This window comes from Reticulibacter mediterranei, assembly GCF_016587455.1.
Window position 1 is genome coordinate 4,822,161 of record NZ_BNJK01000001.1, and the last position, 18,006, is coordinate 4,840,166.

The window sequence follows — 18,006 nt, forward strand, 5'->3', positions numbered from 1 at the left end:
AAAGTAACATATGTATGCAGAGATAGTGATTCTGGCGGCGCTCAGAACCAGGCCGCAACATGGCTATGAAATTAAGAAGAGTGTTGAGCGAGCGCTGGCTGGAAGTATCTCACTCAACAATAAGACGTTGTATCCGGCTCTCAAGCGCTTTGAAGAGATGGGCGCGGTGCAGCGAACAGTTGAGCGACAGGAAGGCAAGCCGGATAGACATATCTATCAGCTTACCGAGCATGGCATGGAGATCTTGCAAGGGCTTTTGCTGGATTTTTCGCCTGAGTTGTTGCGCAACGATGCGGAATTTCTGGTGAGAGTGGCCTTTTTCCATCTTCTGGAGCCGGAGATACGCCTGGAGATTTTGCAGATCCGCATGGAGCAAATCATGAAGGTGCTAAACCGTTTTCAGGAGTTAAAGGGGCTGACAGAACAGCATATGCCACCTGGATCATATGCCCAGGACGTTCTGTTGCTTAGTGAGCAGCAGCGGCATCTGGAACTCGAATGGATTCAAACGCTGATCCAAAAGATACAGCGAGAAGGGGAAAGGTAAGGACAGATGAGCAATCTCGAAACCGACCTCTGGCGGAAAGGAATATGTGAAGATACCCCATTACCGCCACTGTTGACAGAGGAGGGGAGTGGTCCCCGCTTCTTTGCACAGCAATATCGCAAATTGGGACCGATTTTTCGTATGTTGCGGCCAGAGGGAACTGTAACGGTGATGGTCGGGCCAGAGGCGAATACCTTCATTGCCCGGCATGAATATGAACTCTTTACTTCGCATGAAGAATGGGAAGAGTTCTTTGCCACTATGAATAAGGCTGAGACCAGGATCAGTCAGGAGCGAGACGGCATCGCGAACCGTCAGCGTCGCGCCAGAGAGAGCCGGAACTACTCGCGTACGCACATGCTGGATCAGTTGCCGCGCATGATTGCCATTACTCACGAGTTCACGCAATGGCATCCCGAACAGCGCGTAGTTGTGCTGCCTGCGATGCAGCGTGTGGTCTCCGAACAACTAGGACAATTGCTTGTGAATTATAGCGTAGGCGATTACCTGCCCGACCTTGTAACCTATCTGAACACGGCCATTAACAGCTCATTTGGTGGAGGCCATTCTGCTGATGTAACGCCGTTATCGCCTGAATTCCAGCGGGCGCAGGAGCGAGCCTATGAACTGGGACGCGCTATTCTGGCGGCCCATAGCGATCAAGCCAGTAGCGACAGAAAACCTGATCTGCTTGATGAGCAACTGGTAGACGTAGCAAAAGGATTGCACCATATGCCTGAACAGGTGCAGGCGCTGATAGGTCTGGGGCCATTCCTTGCTGGCCTGGACACGGTTGCCAATAGCACCAGTTTCATGCTCTATGCGCTCCTCAAAGAGCCAGATATCTTGCAGCGCGTCGTTGCCGAGGTCGATGCGGCTTTTGCGCAGGGATCGCTCACCTGGGAGCTATTGAAAACGATGCAGGCGTTGCATGGGGCGGCGATAGAGACGCTACGCCTCTATCCTGTGGCAGAAGGCCATAAAGCGCGCGTTGCGCAGCCCTTCACCTTTGCCGGGTATCGTCTGGAACCAGGAGATAATGTATATGTTGCGATGACAGCCCCCCACTTTCTGCCAGAGCTTTTTCCCAGTCCCGAGGCTTTCGACATTGATCGCTATCACGAGCCGCGCAATGAGCAGCGGCAGCGTGGAGCCTACGCGCCCTTTGGTCTGGGAGATCATACCTGCCTGGGATCTGGTATCGCTGAGATCCAACTAATGGTCATTCCCGCCGTCATTTTACATACCTACCAGTTGGCATTAGATCCACCAGACTACCAGCTAACCATCAAGCGCGATCCAACCCCATCGCCCGGCCAGCAATTGAAACTGCGCGTTGTGGCGAGACGGTAAAGTATATGACGAAGGAGTGCTGGTTGCTCTATCTTGCCTATGCTCTCTAATAACGCTGTTTAGCATTTATCACCTGTATCACTGAAAGTTCGGCTCTGGCATGACGGCTATGCAGCCCGAGTCGGGCTTCTCAGTTGGTTGGCGTAAAAAGTCCATCATAATTGTGTCGGGGCAGGTGTCGGTATAAAAGACGCCGTGACCGGTGGCCGGGAACTGATAGAAGAAGCTGTTGCTGAGCGTCGTCTGAGCCGCCTTGCCGTTGGAGGGAGGCGTGATCGGATCGTATTCGCCCGAAAGAATCAGTGTTGGCAAAGAACTTGTCACGGGTTGCTTTTGTACCGATGGCACTGGCTTCTGACCCCAGATCTGACAGACATCATAGCTATCCTGAATATTTGCCAGCAGGCCGGCGCGAATCTCCGGGCGTGCCACATTTGCCGCGTTTACCAGATCCTGCGGTTTCAAGAACGCCAGATCTTCTCCGCATTCGACGGAATAATACATGCCATAGCTGATGCCGCCCGAATATTCGACGTAGCCATAGTATTGTGAGATCAGCTTGTAGTTTCCCTCGTTGATCTGCATGATAACTGAAGGCAACAGGGGAATGAGGCGGGTGATATATTGTGCGCCGAACAGCCAACTTGCCAGTCCATCGCCGCTGAGTTGAACTGGGCCATACTGTGCGTCCTGGAACGAGATGGGATGGGCATTCATACGCGTCACCAGCTTGTAAAAGATATCTTCAACCTGGGGATTGGCGGTGTTGCAATGCGCGTTTATCTGGCAACCATGAAAGAGGACATCGAAGGCGTGCTGAGTGACGGCGGGAAGGGCAGTAAAGAGATTGCTTTGGGTCGGGACGGTTGAGTCCAGAATGACGCTACGGATATCGCCGGGGAAGAGGCGCATCACAGTGAGCGCAAGGCGCGTGCCGTAGGAGACGCCATACAGGTTGACCTGCTTATAGCCAAGCGCGCCGATCAGATCGTGTACATCGGTGGCGTTGGCAATCGTGGTGTACATATTGAGATCGATCCCGGATTTTGTCAGGCGGTCGCGGCACTTCTGGGCGGCCTGCACATATAACTTATTCTCCTGAGTGTTTGTTAACGTCTCGTTGGCTGTGCTGTTTTCGAGATTGGTGAACTCGGAACAATCGAGGGCGGGACGTGAGTATCCGGTGCCGCGCTGGTCTAGCAGGATCAGGTCATGGCTCAATGTGATGCGCCGCAGATTGCCGGATGTGATATATGGTCCAAAGTCTGAGAGGACGCCACCGCCGGGGCCACCGGTCAGATAGAAGTCGGGAATGCTGGAAGCATCGTTGCCTGAGCCTTTAAAGATAGCGACGGCGAGTTGAATGGTTTTTCCATGCGGTTGATCGCGATTTTCAGGGACGGTCAGGAAGCCACAGGTGACATCTTTCCCTTCAGTAATGCCGCTAGCAGGAGTAAAGGGGCAGGAGGTGGCGTGATAGCTCACTTTATAGGTTGGTGTGGGTATAGCTTTTGCTGTGGCGGTGGCTTGCATATGGGCGGTTTGAGTGGCGTTTTGCTGGCGATAGAAAAGCAGGCCAGAGGTGGCGGCTGTAATGACCAGAACGACGCCCAGGATGCCAGCTGCCATGTAGACCCATTTCATGCTTGGTGGCTGTGGCGGTGTTGGTCGCGGGACTGGATGTGGCAGAAATGGCGATGGAGTGAGAGGTGGGCGCTGCCCTGGAACTGCACCATTCGCGGGAGGATATGGCGGGTACATCATTTCGCCGCGTGCTGGTGGTATGCCAGGGCGGGCCTGCTGCCCGTTATTTCCCGGTCGGACAGGAGGTGCGTATTCGCGATATGGAATGTTGGCATCTATCAATGTATAATCGGGAAAGTCATCATATTGTATATTGCTATTATTGGTATCATTATTATCCGCCATCGGGAACCGACCTTTCATCCTGCATTAACGAGGTATCCGCATGTACATACCTATTTTATAACTTGCTCATATGATGTATCGCTATTAACCAGATCACATAGTACTACCGTAGAAAACTCTAGTTTGATCTCTCAGATGGATAGACGAAGCCTGGTTACGTAATCTGGCCGCAACCTCTTGCGTTAATAGCCCAAGAACGCCTGTAAATCCGGCTCAGATTGTTTGCTGAGCAGGAACTACCTACCTATTTGTAGCTATTGTCAGGATACCGTATTTGAGCGATACTAGCAACGGAGCCAGAGTGGAATTGTCTTGATGAGCGGATACATCCGATGTGGAAAGCATTTCTGAAAGAGGAAAAAAACTCTTGACGAGTTGCTTTGTATCTGCTATACTGAGTTCATTCTAAGAACGGCGGGGTGTAGCGCAGCCCGGTAGCGCACTTCAATGGGGTTGAAGTGGTCGGAGGTTCAAATCCTCTCACCCCGACTCAGCATAAGGCGGAAAGCTGGTATATAAATTGGCTTTCCGCCTTGTTTTTATGTCTTCAATCAACCCCATCCTCAAAACATGACCCATGAGTACAAATCATTATTTCTTGATCGCAGTAATCAGCGTCGCGCCCGGTGTCAGCAAGCGGTGGGCGCGGACTCGTTCCATGCCTGCTTGCTCTAGCCAGGTGCGGATGGTGGCGAAGGGGTAGCAGGTGCCACCTACGGTTGTCATCGTCAGGGCCATGAATTGCACCATAAGCGAGGCCAGGCGGGAACCGTGTGTCTGATCCGTCACCTGGTCCACAAATACTAGCATACCGCCTGGCCTGAGCCTCTCCGCAACCTTTTTTAAGATCATCGCGTTTAGTTCTGCTGGCAAAAGATGGGCGATGTGAAAATAGAGCGCCACATCGAAGGTGTGGGAGAAGAGCGTCGAGAAATCATCTTTGACAATATCGCCACAGACGAAGCTCATATGGTCGGTCATGTTCGTCTGTTTTGCGGTCCGCTGTCCAGCCTGGATACCGGCCTGGATATCGAGAATCGTAGAGTGCAGCGCGGGATATTTGCGGCAGAACAGGACGCTATAGCCTGCATGCGAGCCGCCCACATCGAGCAGTTGAGTGGAACCAGTTGGGAGACCAACGCGATAGGCGACCTCTGCGCCGAGCGTCGTTGCCAGAGATGCGAGACCGGCGTAGTGACGTGCCAGTAAGCGCTGCATCTCCGGTGTGCTAGCATCCTCTTCATAGGGCATACGCATAGCCTGGGCGTTCGTATGGATGACTTTATCGACGTGATCCCAGATGGCGATGATATCCTGGCTATGGACGATGTAAGGCGCAACATTCATAGGTGAGGAGCTGGTAAGCCAGCGCTGAGACAGGCGGGTGTTGGCATAGCAGTTGCGATGGTAGCGCAGATAGCCTGCCGAAACGAGGATGTGCAGCAATAGCTGGAGACCCTGGGGATGACATTGGAGCCGCTCAGCTAAGGTGTCCAGAGGCAGCGGGCCACGACTAAGCGTGTCAAAGAGGTCCAGTTCGCAGGCCGTGATGAGCATACGGGCGATGCCTGGGGCAAGCGGAGTGTCGAAGAGCGGGACGGGCAGGAGATTGAAGCGCGACAAGAGATATTCAAGCGGGGTAAGACGTAGTGGCACTATGTGTCCGCCTTTCATGAACTCAGAGCACTGATCAGCCAGCCAGCAGCCAGCACGAGACAGGTGAGTACAACAATATAGAAATAGGTTTTGCGCGTTTTCAGCGGCTTGCGGGGACCGGAAACGATCAGCAGTGCGCCTATCGCAACGCAGACGAGCAGCAATGTCGGCAGCAGCACCCAGAGTTGAGCGGGAACGATCTGTATCAGGGCCAGCAGACCGACCAGCAGCGCCGCCAGAAAGAGCAGCACAGGACAGAGAAGAAACGTATTTTTGACGCCCAACACTACAGCCAGCGTGTGCGCACCACTGGCCGTGTCCTCCTCGATATCGGGGAGCGAATTTGCCAGATTTAAAGCCACTCCCAGCAGCGCGGCAACTGGCACCAGCCAGAGGACGAACGGTATTATACGACCGACGCCGACAAAGGCATAGAGTGGAATGAGTGGAATAGCCAGCGCGAAGACGATGCCGCTCAGTGGCGTGGACTTCAGGCCCAGATTATAGCCCTGACCCAGCGCGAGATAGAGCAGAGAGATGAGCAGAGCTAGTGTGGGCAGCGGCAGCAGAAGCACAACCATCACGACCATTAATAGGATGCCAGCTATCAGTGCCTCTCGTGGACGCACCAGACCGAGCGGGAGCGGTTTGTGCTTCTTGCTCGATGTGTCGCGCTGGCGATCACAATAATCATTGAGAATGGCGATAGAAAGCTGCATTGTTGTATGTGCTGCAACGACGAGAGCAAGCGTACTCCACACAAGATGCGGCCAGGCGGCGAGCAGTGCAATGGCTGTAACCGCTAGAATGTGAAATAGCACTGGTCCGGGATGGCAGAGCAGATAGAAGCCATAGAGTAGATCGGGCAAGCGACGTTTTTTAGCAATCTCCACAGTATGCGCTCCTCTCTGAAAACGGATTTGTGCGTTACCAGACGGGCAGACGATCCATCATTGCTTTCAACCACATGTTGCGCATCTCGCTGCCAGCCAGCACCAGTGTAATCCAGATACCGAGGATGGTACCAATGACCCAGAAAAAGAGCATGAGTGTATTGCTATTCAAGCTCAAAAGCAGTTTCCAGCCGTCGAGCAGAACCGGCGAAACGCCATCATGTCTAGTGGCGAGAGAGATGAGAGAACTAAAAGCAGGCTGCTGGATAAAGATCCCAAAAGTGGTCATGGTAGCGAGTACCACAACGGCCACCAGTTCTGGCAAAGAGGGGCGGAAGAGGACGAAAACAGGTTCTTTACGAGCCTGTTCCGCTGCACGTTCAGCAGCACGCTTTGTTGTTAAAGCCACGCGGCGCATAATGTTTGCGGTCAGGTCGGGAGGCTCTTTCACGGACTCAAGATTAGTGAGGGCATGATCAATCGTCTCAAGAAGGATGAGTTCGTGTCGGCAGGCGGCGCAATCGGAGAGATGGTTCTCCAGTGCGCGCATCTGTTTCAGCGGGAGCTGCTGATCAATATAGAATTGTAACAAATGAATGGCTCTCGAACAGCGCATACTAACCTCTCGTTTTCCATTCCTGCTCAAATGTCTCCAGACGCTCTTTGAGTAGATTGCGTGCGCGAAATAGATGAGTTTTGATTGTACCGATGGGGATAGTTAAAATTTCGGCCATCTCCTCGTAAGTCATTTCTTGTAGATGCCTCAATACTAAGACGACACGGTACTTGGCAGGCAACATAGAGAGGTGTTCGCGGACAAGATTTTGATAATCGTGTATCTCTAATACTGTACTGGCCCGTTCTTCCTTGTCGGCATGATCCAGCAGGTGCTCGGCCTGTATTGCGGCATTTAAAGCCTTATCTTTTTTGCGCTGTTCAAGTTGTTTGAGACAGCAATTATAAGCGATACGATAAAGCCAGGTAGAGAAGCGAGCATCACCACGAAAGGAGGACAGACCCTGCCAGGCGGCAAGAAACGTCTCCTGGGTTACTTCATTTGCTTCTTCATATTGTTGAAGCATGCGAAAGACCAAATTGAAAACGCGGCGTTGGTGACGCTGCACCAGTTGGGCAAATGCATCTTGATCTCCCCCCTGGCTTGCAACTACAAGCTCTGCATCGTTTTCATCAGCAGAGGTGGTGGCAATATTTGGAATTGGTATTCCTATGCTATGCGGCGGCTGCAACAGGTACTCACTCATAGTAAAATATTAGAGAACAATATCGGGGAGAAAGTTTCACCAAATTGGCGAAACATCTCGTGTACCAGACGTATCTTATCATAGAGTAATTGTACAAGCAAAGAGGTATGCCGAATGACTCCCCAATTTATAGTTATCTTGATCGGCTGGCTAATCGCGTTGGCGATCTTTTTCGGTTTTATTGTGCTATTGCGCTATCTGCATCATAGAGAGCGTATGGCCCTGATTACTTCTGGCATCAATCCAGCGGAATTGGCACAGAAGCGAAGGCGCAACAGGGGATTGTTGCGTGCTGGATTGATTACAGGCATGGTGGGGCTGGCTCTAACGGTGGGCCTCTATCCGCTTGGCTTTTTACTCCCTTCAGCATTTACCGCAGCCCCTTTCCATCTTGGCCCCTGGCTGCTCCCCGGTTTGATTCCGTTAGGAGTAGGGGCCGCATTGATCGTGAGCTATTACCTGGAACAAAACAATCCGAATCCGCCCGAAGAAGGCAAGGAACCCGATGAAGAGAGAGTGATCCCTATCCAGGATCATCGTAACAAGGAGCGTCAGGAGCGATCATGAAAGCTGCCGTGTGTTATGAACTTGGTCAACCATTACGGGTTGACGACATTGAGATTGATGCCCCGCAGCGGGGAGAGGTAAAAGTGCGTGTGGTCGCCGTAGCCATCTGCCACAGCGACATTCACCATATTCGCGGCGATTGGGGCGCGCAATTGCCCGTCGTGGTTGGTCACGAAGCGGCGGGCGTGGTTGAGGAGGTTGGTGAAAACGTCACGCTCGCCCAGGTAGGTGATCGTGTCATTATTTCTTTGCTGCGCTCGTGTGGCCGCTGCTTCTACTGTACAACTGGACTCCCCAATCATTGCAGTGGCAACTTTGCCCTCAGCACCGAAAGCCGTTTGCATACCCAAGAGGGAGACATCGTATATCAAGGGATCAGCACGGGCGCTTTTGCAGAATACGTGGTGGTCGATCAATCACAGGTGGTGCAGGTTCCTGCTGATTTGTCGTTGGATCGTGCGGCGCTGCTGGCCTGTGGTGTGATTACTGGTCTGGGTGCGGTTGTCAATACGGCACAGGTCAGGCCGGGCAGTAGTGTAGTTGTCATTGGTGCCGGAGGCGTTGGTCTCAATGCAGTACAGGGAGCAGTTTTAGCGGGAGCCAGTCGTATTATCGCCATCGATCTCATTGAGCGCAAACTGGAGGCCGCCAAACTATTTGGCGCGACAGATACATTTAACGCGAGACAGGAAGAGTTGCCAGCGTTAATTAAAGGGTTAACAGGTGGACGCGGTGCCGATTACGTGCTTGTCACAGTTGGCAGCACGGCGGCAATTGCACAAGGCATCCCGTTGCTGCGACGAGCTGGTACACTGGTGATCGTGGGATTGCCGCCAATTGACGCTACCGTGCCACTGCCAGCAATGCTTGTGGCGGCTAAGAGTTTGCGCGTGTTAGGGAGCTTTATGGGATCGACGCGGCTGAACAGCGATATTCCCTGGCTGGTTGACCTCTATCAGCAGGGACGGCTCAAACTGGATGAACTGATTACTGCTCGCTATCCTCTGGAGCAGATCAACGAGGCGATAGAGATGATGGAGCGAGGCGAGGCGCTGCGTAACGTGATTGTTATGTAAATTTTATTGGATACTAGATCAATCTGTCTGATCCGGTATCTTCTCTTCACCTCGCTCTTTTCCGTTGTATTGTGAGGGAAAAAGAACTATAATGTAAGTGTAGTATTTTAAATGCTACAACTTTTTGTGTAGTTCTGTTAGGATGAAAGGTGGTAAGAGCGATGGTTGCAAACCCTAAGCAAGACCCTCAACAGGATCGGATGCCTATGTATATGACCGTTGAAGAGTATCTGGGCTATGATCGCGCCAGTGATGAGAAGCATGAATATTATGATGGCGAAGTTGTTGCTCTGGCTGGAGGCAAAATAGCCCATAATAGCTTGGCTGGAGCAATGTATTTTCAGCTAAGAGAACAACTGGGCCATCGTAGTCCATGTCGCGTATATAACAGCGATACTCGTGTTCAGATAACAAAAAAATGCTACGTTTACCCTGACGTTGTTGTTTCCTGTGATATTTCCGATCACCAGGATGATAACGACATACTCTGTTCTCCCCGTCTCGTAGTAGAAGTGCTTTCTCCATCGACGGAAAAGAAAGATCGTGGGAAAAAGCTCGATTTGTATCGTGCGCATCCCTGTGTGCATGAATATGTGCTGGTCAATACTCGTTTCCAACTCGTCGAGGTTTATCGCCGCATGGAGAACGGCTCGTGGACGCATCATACTTATGGTGAAGGAAGCGTGATAGAGCTTGCGAGTCTGGATCTGTATGTACCAGTGGATGCGCTCTATGAGGGTTTGCGTATCCCTCCTATGCCGGATGATGAAGGGCTGGTTCTGCCTGATGCACCCGTAGATGGGCGGCAGGAAGGCGTTCAGAGCGACTACTAAAATGAATTTTTCCAATTTTTAGAATTTCGTAAAAAAACCTCTTGACAGGAGAACAGAGCAGTGTTATTATTCTGCACGTGCCGGACGAAAGAAAAAAACGGACGGACACAGAGATGTGAAAGCATCAAGGGTACATGAACAACTGAAGAGTGGTAAGGAAATAATAGTAAGAACCTGTCAATGATGGATAAGCTTGTCATCAGATCACAAAAGAACATAAATCTCCGTTGAGAGATTTGTATAAATTTGGATGGCGAGTTTGATCCTGGCTCAGGATAAACGCTGGCGGCGTGCCTAACACATGCAAGTCGAACGCCCTTAGCAATAAGGGAGTGGCGGACGGGTGAGGAACACGTGGGTTATCTACCTCTGGGTGAGGAATACCGGCGAGAAATCGCCGACAATACCGCATATCCTTCGCACGAAGGAAAGCTCCTTCGGGGGCGCCGGGAGATGAGCCTGCGGCTGATTAGCCAGTTGGTGGGGTAATGGCCTACCAAAGCGACGATCAGTAGCTGGTCTGAGAGGACGATCAGCCACACTGGGATTGAGAACGGCCCAGACTCCTACGGGGGGCAGCAGTGAGGAATTTTCGGCAATGGGGGCAACCCTGACCGAGCAACGCCGCGTGCAGGATGACGGCCTTCGGGTTGTAAACTGCTTTTCTTTGGGACGAGTAAGGACGGTACCAGAGGAACAAGCCCCGGCTAACTACGTGCCAGCAGCCGCGGTAATACGTAGGGGGCAAGCGTTGTCCGGAGTTACTGGGCGTAAAGCGCACGCAGGCGGTCTCTTAAGTTTGGAGTGACAGTTGGTGGCTTAACTGCCAAAGTGCTTTGAAAACTGAGAGACTTGAGGGCTTCAGAGGGACACGGAATTCCGGGTGGAGTGGTGAAATGCGTAGAGATCCGGAGGAACACCGAAGGCGAAGGCAGTGTCCTGGGGAGTACCTGACGCTCAGGTGCGAAAGCCAGGGGAGCGAACGGGATTAGATACCCCGGTAGTCCTGGCCGTAAACGATGACCACTAGATGTGTGGGGTATCGACCCCCTACGTGTCGTAAGCAAACGCGATAAGTGGTCCGCCTGGGGAGTACGGTCGCAAGATTAAAACTCAAAGGAATTGACGGGGACCCGCACAAGCAGCGGAGCGTGTGGTTTAATTCGATGCAACGCGAAGAACCTTACCAGGATTTGACATGCTTGCGCACCGCCCGTAACGGGGCGTGCCCGCAAGGGACGCAAGCACAGGTGCTGCATGGCTGTCGTCAGCTCGTGTCGTGAGATGTTGGGTTAAGTCCCGCAACGAGCGCAACCCCTGTCGTTAGTTGGATTTCTCTAGCGAAACTGCCACTCTCAAAGTGGAGGAAGGTGGGGATGACGTCAAGTCAGCACGGCCCTTACATCCTGGGCGACACACACGCTACAATGGCCGGGACAACGAGTCGCCAACCCGCGAGGGGGAGCCAATCTCAGCAAACCCGGTCTCAGTTCAGATTGTAGGCTGCAACCCGCCTACATGAAGTTGGAGTTGCTAGTAACCGTGAGTCAGCACATCACGGTGAATACGTTCCCGGGTCTTGTACACACCGCCCGTCACACCACGAAAGTCGGCAACACCTGAAGCCGCCAGGCTAACCCCTTGTGGGAGGCAGGCGTCGAGGGTGGGGTCGGTGATTGGGGTGAAGTCGTAACAAGGTAGCCGTACCGGAAGGTGCGGCTGGATCACCTCCTTTCTAGGGAGCAGTAGTTGACAGGATGAAGCCGATGAGGTATAATCCGCAACAAGTCAACTCACTCTCAGGTCGATACTCACTTTAGGGTGAGTACCCTGTTCAAGCTTATCATAGCTGACAGGCATGTTAGTCCTTACCACTCTTGAGTTGTCCGTAGCTCAAGAAGCTTTCACTCACGGGCTTTTAGCTCAGGTGGTTAGAGCGCAGTCCTGATAAGACTGAGGTCCCTGGTTCGAGTCCAGGAAGGCCCATTCTCCTATCTACGAGGGGACGTAGCTTAGTTGGAAGAGCGCCGCCTTTGCACGGCGGAGGTCAGGGGTTCGAATCCCCTCGTCTCCATCAGGAGAAGTTTCCTTGTGCAGATCGACAACGAGACTGTGTCTCTAGCTTCGCTCAGTCGATCTGAGAGGAAGTACTTAACCCGCTTGTATATGCAGGTGGGATGGTGATTATAGCGGAAGGGAAACACCCGTTCCCATCCCGAACACGGAAGTTAAGCCTTCCAGCTCCGACGATACTGTGTGGGCAACTGCATGGGAAAATTGGACATTGCCATTCCACCCGCCTGTATGGGCGGGTATTTTTTATGCAATCCGCTTCTTTGTAATTTCCCATTTCGTAGTGGAGCGATTGATCGCGGTGGCTCAAACCGTCTGTGAAACCGCCCCACCGCGATCAATCGCTCCACTACGACCTGCATTACATCGTTTATCTATTGCGGATCTTCGCGTAAGCCAGACGCAACCCTTCCAGCGGCAAATATTGGTTGACGTACTGGATCTCGGGAATTAGAGGTGCCATCAATTGAGCGAGGCCGCCGTGCGCGATGACTTTCACCTCGCTGTTCTCTGTCATTCCCGGTATCTCCTGACGCAAGCGAGCAATCAAGCCCTGAACCAATCCGACATGCCCGTAGATAATGCCCGATTGCATATTCTCAATGGTGTTTTTCCCCAGCGCCGCTCGTGGGGGCGTCATATCGACGCGATAGAGGCGTGATGCGGCACTGCTTAACGCTTCGGCAGAGATCACCAGGCCGGGGGCGATGGCTCCTCCCAGAAAATCGCCGGACTCAGAAACAACATCGAACGTTGTTGCAGTGCTGAAGGCAATGATGATGGCGGGACCGCCATAGAGCTGATGCGCTGCCAGCGAGGTAACGATGCGGTCAGAACCCAACTCCCAGGGATTATCGACCAGTAGCCCGACGCCCAGATCGAGATCGTGCGTGATGACCAGCGCTTCCTTTGCGCAATAGCGGAGTGCGAGATCCTGAAAGACGGGCGTTAATGGTGGTACGACGCTCGACAGAATAATATCGTCGATGGCGGAAAAGTTGAAGCCAGCGTGACACATTAGATCGTGCAGTACCATTGCATATTCATCGGCGGTTCGTTGTCTCGCCGTCGAGACAACCCAGTGATGCTTCATCGTCACACTGTTATAAAGACCAAATTTGATATTTGTATTGCTGATATCAATAGCCAGTAACATAGCTGCTCTGCGCTCTACTTTCTCCTTGGATCATTCATTGATCCTGCATCTTGTATGATATTTGGTTGAAGTTAGACCAACTGCTGCACCGCAGCGGCATACTGTTTTAATACGGCGGCGATGGCAAAAGGGTCTCCATAGGCGGAATCGGTCACGACTGTCACCTCCTGGTCGTCTCGTGTATCTACGAACGCCAATGAAGTTGGAGTGCGCATGCGTTTGCGCCGCGCTTTCATGCCGGAGGGCGAGAATGCTCGTCCCAGAAAGTGATTGGTTATATTTTCGCCAGACGAAGGCATACGTGAGATATCACCCTCTTCAGGGTTTTGTTCGGGAGGCGGCGCGCCACGAGCCGTCACATGTCGTATATTGACCAGAGGAACGTGAATGATTTTATCGCCTTCTTGCTTAATAAAATCTTCGGGCGTAATGACGATCAGATGCTTCTCCCTGTTGCGCAGGCGGCGAATATCGCTGATAAAAGTCCACGCACTGCCCAGGCCAACAAAGAGCAGGATACCAAGCAAGATTGTGGTGACGACCGCTGGCAAGGCTCCTCGCTCGTAGTTGTAGGGAATAACGATTGACGATACAAACGCAAATAAGCCTAATCCAAGCAGCGCACCGAAGACCCATCCGATCAGACCGACGATGATCTTGTCGCGCAGTAATGGAAACACGACCCAGCCGTGAGGCAAGCCAGTATCGGCTTTCGCCTGTGTAAGTATCTCCTCTGCAATCATGAAAAACTCCTTATGCCGCCGATATAGAAGGATTTCCTCTATTATTTGCTCCATTATATCAGACCCGGAGAGGGAACGGCACGTAGGAATAGAAAGAACATCCCAAATACGGTATAATAGTGACGTGGCAAGAGATCAGAACATATGTGCGAAAACTCTTTTAGTAGAGCCAGGGATGAGTCATGGATAATCGTATACGCGCAACGGCAGAGGCCGCAGCTCGCCAACTTCTTCATAGCTTTCAAGTGGAACACCCGGAATGGGACCAGCCAGCAACAGCCCTTGATGAACTGGCAGGCTGGCTTGGACTACAGATCGAGACCTTTCATCCCGCCGATTATCCAGAGGGGACATATGGCTTTATGGACCCGGACGAAGAAGAGAACCTCATCTGGCTTTGTCGTGATCTGCCCGAAACGTTGCGCCGCTTTACGCTCGCTCATGAAATAGGGCATGCGGTTCTGCATTGTCGCGGCAGTGTACGCATTCAAATCCTGCTGGGCGAGCTATACGACACGATTGTTGCTCAGGACGAACAGCATCATCTGCCGGACCCCTCGCGTCAAGATCCATGCCACGATGCGGATGTGCAGGAAGACATGATCGGGCTGCTCGATCAGGAGCAGTTCCAGGAGGCGCTGGGAATTGGCGAAAGCTACGATCCCCGCAGTCAGCGAGAACTGGCCGCCAATTTTTTTGCCGCTGAGCTACTCATCCCCCTCGAACGTGTACGCACCCTCTATCTGATCGAGCGTATACCCGCTCACACGCTGGCCGCCACCTTCGCCGTTTCACATGCTGCTATGCTCAACCGTCTTGCTGGCTTGCTCAAAGAGGGAAGAGCGCGCGTTTCTGAGCAAGAGAGCGCACCTGTGGTGGAAACACCAGCTCCAACGAAAAGCGCTCCTCAGCCTGAACAGCCAGCAAAGAAGCGCTATGATGAGTTCCAGCAGGCTGCAATCGAGGCTGCTACTCCGGCTCTGATCATTGCTGGTCCGGGCAGCGGCAAAACAAGCACGCTAATTGGCCGCGTGGACTATTTGATCCGCACGTCTGGTATCCCCTCACAACAAATCCTTGCCCTCACTTTTTCGCGCAAGGCTGCTCAAGAGATGGAGGAGCGCCTGCAAAAGCTGCTCACCGATGACTATGCGCTGCCAAAGGTCAGCACCTTTCACGCCTTTTGCGCCGACCTGTTGCGCCAGTATGGTTCGCTGGTCGGGTTACGCGACAACTTTACGTTGATCGATGAGGCGGAAGGCTATTTCCTGTTGCGTCAGCAGGCAGGCAGGATACGTCTGCGCCACTATCTCAAGCTGCATTCGCCAGCTTATTATTTCCCAGAGATGCTTAAGGCTATCTCGCGAGCAAAAGACGAACTGATCTCGCCTACAGTCTATGCTCAACTGGCGCAGCAGATGCGCGAACGAGCCAACGATCAGGAGGCATTGGAGGAAGCGGAGAAGGCGCTGGAAGTGGCCCATATCTATGCATTGTATCATGAAGCGCTGATGCAGCGGGGCGATACCGATTTTGGTGGCCTGCTGGCCCTGGCAATTCAATTGTTGCAGGAGCATCCAGAGGTGTTGCGCGAACAACAGCAGAAATATCAGCAGATCCTTGTAGATGAGTTTCAGGACGTGAACAGGGCCAGCGGTGTGTTGTTGCGCGTGCTGGCGGGCGAAGAGCGGCGCGTCTGGGTGGTTGGTGATGCGAATCAAGCGATCTATGGATTTCGAGGAGCTTCACCTGCCAATATCAGTCAGTTCGAGATCGATTTTCCCGGTGCTGCCGTGTTGCCACTGAGTCGCAATTATCGTTCGCGCCCCGATCTTGTCGCGATTGCGGAATCGTTTCGCTGTGTGCAGTTAGAACTGGGACAGGAGCCGGGCAAAAATCAGCCTGTGCGTCTGACTCCGCCCGAAACGAGTGTGACGCTGGCACAGGCAAGCGATCAAGGTAGCGAACTGGCAGGCATCGTGCAAGATATTCGCTACAAACGCAGCCAGGGATACACATATCGAGATATAGCCGTGTTGTGTCGAACGCGAGCGCAGGCGCAGAAGATCACAAATGCGCTGGCCGCCGCAGGTCTGCCCGTCATCGAGCGCGGCGGCATGCTTGAGCAGGAGCATACCAGAGATGTGCTGTCTATCTTGCTACTGCTCACTAACTCAAGCGGAATGGGATTGTTGCGGGCAGCTCGTCAGCGTGAACATCTGTTGAGCCAGGATGATATCGAGGCTTTGTTACAGGCCGCTTACACTCAGCATGTCTCTCCCAGAATGCTGATCTTCAATGCCCAGGCACCGCTCAGCATGAGTCTGTCGGGACAACGTGCTATGCAACGATTGGCAGAGATCTTGCAGGCGTTGCAGTATGCATCGGATATCTGGTCGCTCCTGGCCCAATATTTGCTGATAGAAACCTCGCTGGTGCGAGATCTGCTGCTTGACACTGAGAACAGCGAGAGCGATGCAATTCTGGCCGATTATGACCGCTTATTGCAACTGGCACGCCACTACGACCAGCAACAGCAGCATCGCAATCTGCTGTTACCGGAAGGCGTCACGCAACCAGTAGAGTCGCCCACGCTTGAAGAGCGGATCAAAGGTTTTCTGGAATATCTCAGCCTGCTGGTGTTATTGCGGCAGGATAGCGGTAGTCGAGAGCAGGCAAACGAGGATGGCGAAGAGAGCGCTGATATCATCAGTGTCATGACGGTGCATGCCAGCAAGGGATTAGAGTTTCCCGTCGTGTATCTGCCAGGATTGGTGCAACAGCGCTTCCCTACGATTGCGCGTGCAGGCGCGGTCAATCCACCGGAGGGCATGTTGTCGCCCGAAAGCATGGGCAAGGCTGCGCATGAGAGTGGCGAATCCTGTCTATTTTACGTGGGTGTCACACGCGCACGCGATCACCTGATACTCAGTTATAGCGAACGTTACGGCAAGCAAAAGGCGAGGCGCTCGCTCTACCTGGATGCTCTGGAGGCCGGGTTGCCCCAGGATCGCATTACCCGATTGCGTTGGGAGCAGGTGCAGAGCGAGGAGAAGCCTCTTGATGATGCTCCCTCAATCATCCCATCGTCGCAGCCGAGCGAGGCATTTATTCAGGCGATGAAACCAGCTTCGTTGAGCGTGAACGCCATCGAAGGCTATCAGCGCTGTCCACGCCAGTATGCTTACAGCGCCATTTATCACTTTACCAACGAAGAAGATACCTATCAATTGTTCTGGCAGGCCACACAGAAGACGGTTGAAGTCTTGCGCAAACAGTTTCAGGAGAGCAACGGAACGCAGGTTGCCCCGACTCAGCAGGAGATTCAAGAACTGTATACGCAACACTGGCAGGAGTTGGGAGGGCATACCGCGCCCTTTGCCACTCTCTATGAAGAGCATGGGCATGAAGTGGTTGAGACGATTCGGCGCAAGTTGCTGGTGCAGGAGGATGTAGAGTGGGATACGCGACCGAGCTTCCAGGTAGATGTGGCCGGGAAGCCGGTACGCGTCACCGTTGATCGTATTGAGATGTCTACATCATCGCAGCCCATCGAGCCTGTGCGTTATGTCCGCACGCGTTTTGGCAGAAGTAAGAGCAGGCCATCGGCTGAGATGCGCGAGTTGCTCTATACGCTAGCCTATCGTCAACAGCATCCAGGGCAAAGTGTTGAGCTACATAGCCACAATTTGAGTACGGGTGAAGTTGTGCCGATTAAGATGACCGCCCGCAAAGAGCAAAGCCTGTATGATGAAGTCGAGAAGAGCATTACAGGGCTGGAGAAGAACGATTACCCTCCAAAGCCTGATGCGTTCCGCTGTCCAGGTTGCCCCTTCTTTTTTATCTGCCCAGCATAGGGGATGCAGAGCGAGGCTTTTTTGGTTATTATTAGGGAGTGGAAATATCGCATATTGAATA

General features: G+C 52.8%; 13 protein-coding genes, 3 tRNA genes and 2 rRNA genes. 11 read left to right on the plus strand and 7 right to left on the minus strand.

What is annotated here, in order from left to right; genetic code table 11:
- Nucleotides 1–10 precede the first annotated feature (10 nt).
- Nucleotides 11–547 (plus strand): PadR family transcriptional regulator, encoded by a 537-nt coding sequence (locus tag K3T83_RS20760; protein ID WP_220204852.1) that lies wholly within the window; start codon nucleotides 11–13, stop codon nucleotides 545–547.
- Nucleotides 548–553: 6 nt separating this feature from the next.
- Nucleotides 554–1,900, plus strand: coding sequence for a cytochrome P450 (locus K3T83_RS20765; RefSeq protein ID WP_220204853.1), 1,347 nt, complete (start codon nucleotides 554–556; stop codon nucleotides 1,898–1,900).
- Between the two features lie 78 nt (nucleotides 1,901–1,978).
- On the opposite strand, the gene K3T83_RS20770 is transcribed toward K3T83_RS20765, so the two are convergent.
- A complete protein-coding gene (locus tag K3T83_RS20770) occupies nucleotides 1,979–3,829 on the minus strand; it encodes an alpha/beta hydrolase (protein ID WP_220204854.1) in 1,851 nt (616 codons plus the stop codon).
- 415 nt (nucleotides 3,830–4,244) lie between these two features.
- Between K3T83_RS20770 and K3T83_RS20775 the strand changes: the two genes are divergently transcribed.
- Nucleotides 4,245–4,318 (plus strand) — tRNA-Pro (locus K3T83_RS20775).
- A 102-nt stretch (nucleotides 4,319–4,420) separates the two neighbouring features.
- Here the strand turns inward: K3T83_RS20775 and K3T83_RS20780 are convergent.
- The 4 genes from K3T83_RS20780 to K3T83_RS20795 are packed head-to-tail and all read right to left on the minus strand — an operon-like array spanning nucleotide 4,421 to nucleotide 7,625.
- Complete coding sequence (locus tag K3T83_RS20780; RefSeq protein ID WP_220204855.1) at nucleotides 4,421–5,485, minus strand: class I SAM-dependent methyltransferase; 1,065 nt, start codon at nucleotides 5,483–5,485, stop codon at nucleotides 4,421–4,423.
- Between the two features lie 14 nt (nucleotides 5,486–5,499).
- Nucleotides 5,500–6,378 carry a UbiA family prenyltransferase gene (locus K3T83_RS20785; RefSeq protein WP_220204856.1) on the minus strand — a complete coding sequence of 293 codons (879 nt, stop codon included), beginning with the start codon at nucleotides 6,376–6,378 and terminating at the stop codon, nucleotides 5,500–5,502.
- Between the two features lie 34 nt (nucleotides 6,379–6,412).
- Nucleotides 6,413–6,994, minus strand: a complete 582-nt coding sequence (locus K3T83_RS20790) for an anti-sigma factor family protein (RefSeq protein WP_220204857.1) — start codon at nucleotides 6,992–6,994, stop codon at nucleotides 6,413–6,415.
- Between the two features lies 1 nt (nucleotide 6,995).
- A complete protein-coding gene (locus K3T83_RS20795) occupies nucleotides 6,996–7,625 on the minus strand; it encodes an RNA polymerase sigma factor (RefSeq protein ID WP_220204858.1) in 630 nt (209 codons plus the stop codon).
- 129 nt (nucleotides 7,626–7,754) lie between these two features.
- Between K3T83_RS20795 and K3T83_RS20800 the strand changes: the two genes are divergently transcribed.
- From K3T83_RS20800 to rrf, 7 genes are all read left to right on the plus strand, one after another.
- Entirely contained in the window at nucleotides 7,755–8,207 is a 453-nt protein-coding gene (locus K3T83_RS20800; protein WP_220204859.1) for a DUF6249 domain-containing protein, read from the plus strand.
- A complete protein-coding gene (locus tag K3T83_RS20805; RefSeq protein WP_220204860.1) occupies nucleotides 8,204–9,283 on the plus strand; it encodes a Zn-dependent alcohol dehydrogenase in 1,080 nt (359 codons plus the stop codon). Before K3T83_RS20800 ends, K3T83_RS20805 begins: the two co-directional genes overlap by 4 nt.
- 161 nt (nucleotides 9,284–9,444) lie before the next feature.
- Nucleotides 9,445–10,116 carry a Uma2 family endonuclease gene (locus K3T83_RS20810; protein ID WP_220204861.1) on the plus strand — a complete coding sequence of 224 codons (672 nt, stop codon included), beginning with the start codon at nucleotides 9,445–9,447 and terminating at the stop codon, nucleotides 10,114–10,116.
- Between the two features lie 247 nt (nucleotides 10,117–10,363).
- Nucleotides 10,364–11,851 (plus strand): 16S ribosomal RNA (locus K3T83_RS20815).
- A 177-nt stretch (nucleotides 11,852–12,028) separates the two neighbouring features.
- Nucleotides 12,029–12,102 (plus strand) — tRNA-Ile (locus tag K3T83_RS20820).
- 15 nt (nucleotides 12,103–12,117) lie between these two features.
- Nucleotides 12,118–12,190: transfer RNA gene (locus tag K3T83_RS20825), tRNA-Ala, on the plus strand.
- A gap of 102 nt (nucleotides 12,191–12,292) precedes the next feature.
- A 5S ribosomal RNA gene (gene rrf / locus K3T83_RS20830) occupies nucleotides 12,293–12,409 on the plus strand.
- Between the two features lie 150 nt (nucleotides 12,410–12,559).
- Here rrf and K3T83_RS20835 read toward each other — a convergent pair.
- Together K3T83_RS20835 and K3T83_RS20840 are read right to left on the minus strand one after the other, a co-directional pair.
- Nucleotides 12,560–13,345, minus strand: a complete 786-nt coding sequence (locus K3T83_RS20835) for a type III pantothenate kinase (protein WP_220204862.1) — start codon at nucleotides 13,343–13,345, stop codon at nucleotides 12,560–12,562.
- 71 nt (nucleotides 13,346–13,416) lie between these two features.
- Complete coding sequence (locus K3T83_RS20840) at nucleotides 13,417–14,088, minus strand: ABC transporter permease family protein (protein ID WP_220204863.1); 672 nt, start codon at nucleotides 14,086–14,088, stop codon at nucleotides 13,417–13,419.
- 182 nt (nucleotides 14,089–14,270) lie between these two features.
- Here K3T83_RS20840 and K3T83_RS20845 point away from each other — a divergent pair, with 182 nt between their 5' ends.
- Nucleotides 14,271–17,945 (plus strand): ATP-dependent helicase, encoded by a 3,675-nt coding sequence (locus K3T83_RS20845; protein WP_220204864.1) that lies wholly within the window; start codon nucleotides 14,271–14,273, stop codon nucleotides 17,943–17,945.
- Nucleotides 17,946–18,006 lie beyond the last annotated feature (61 nt).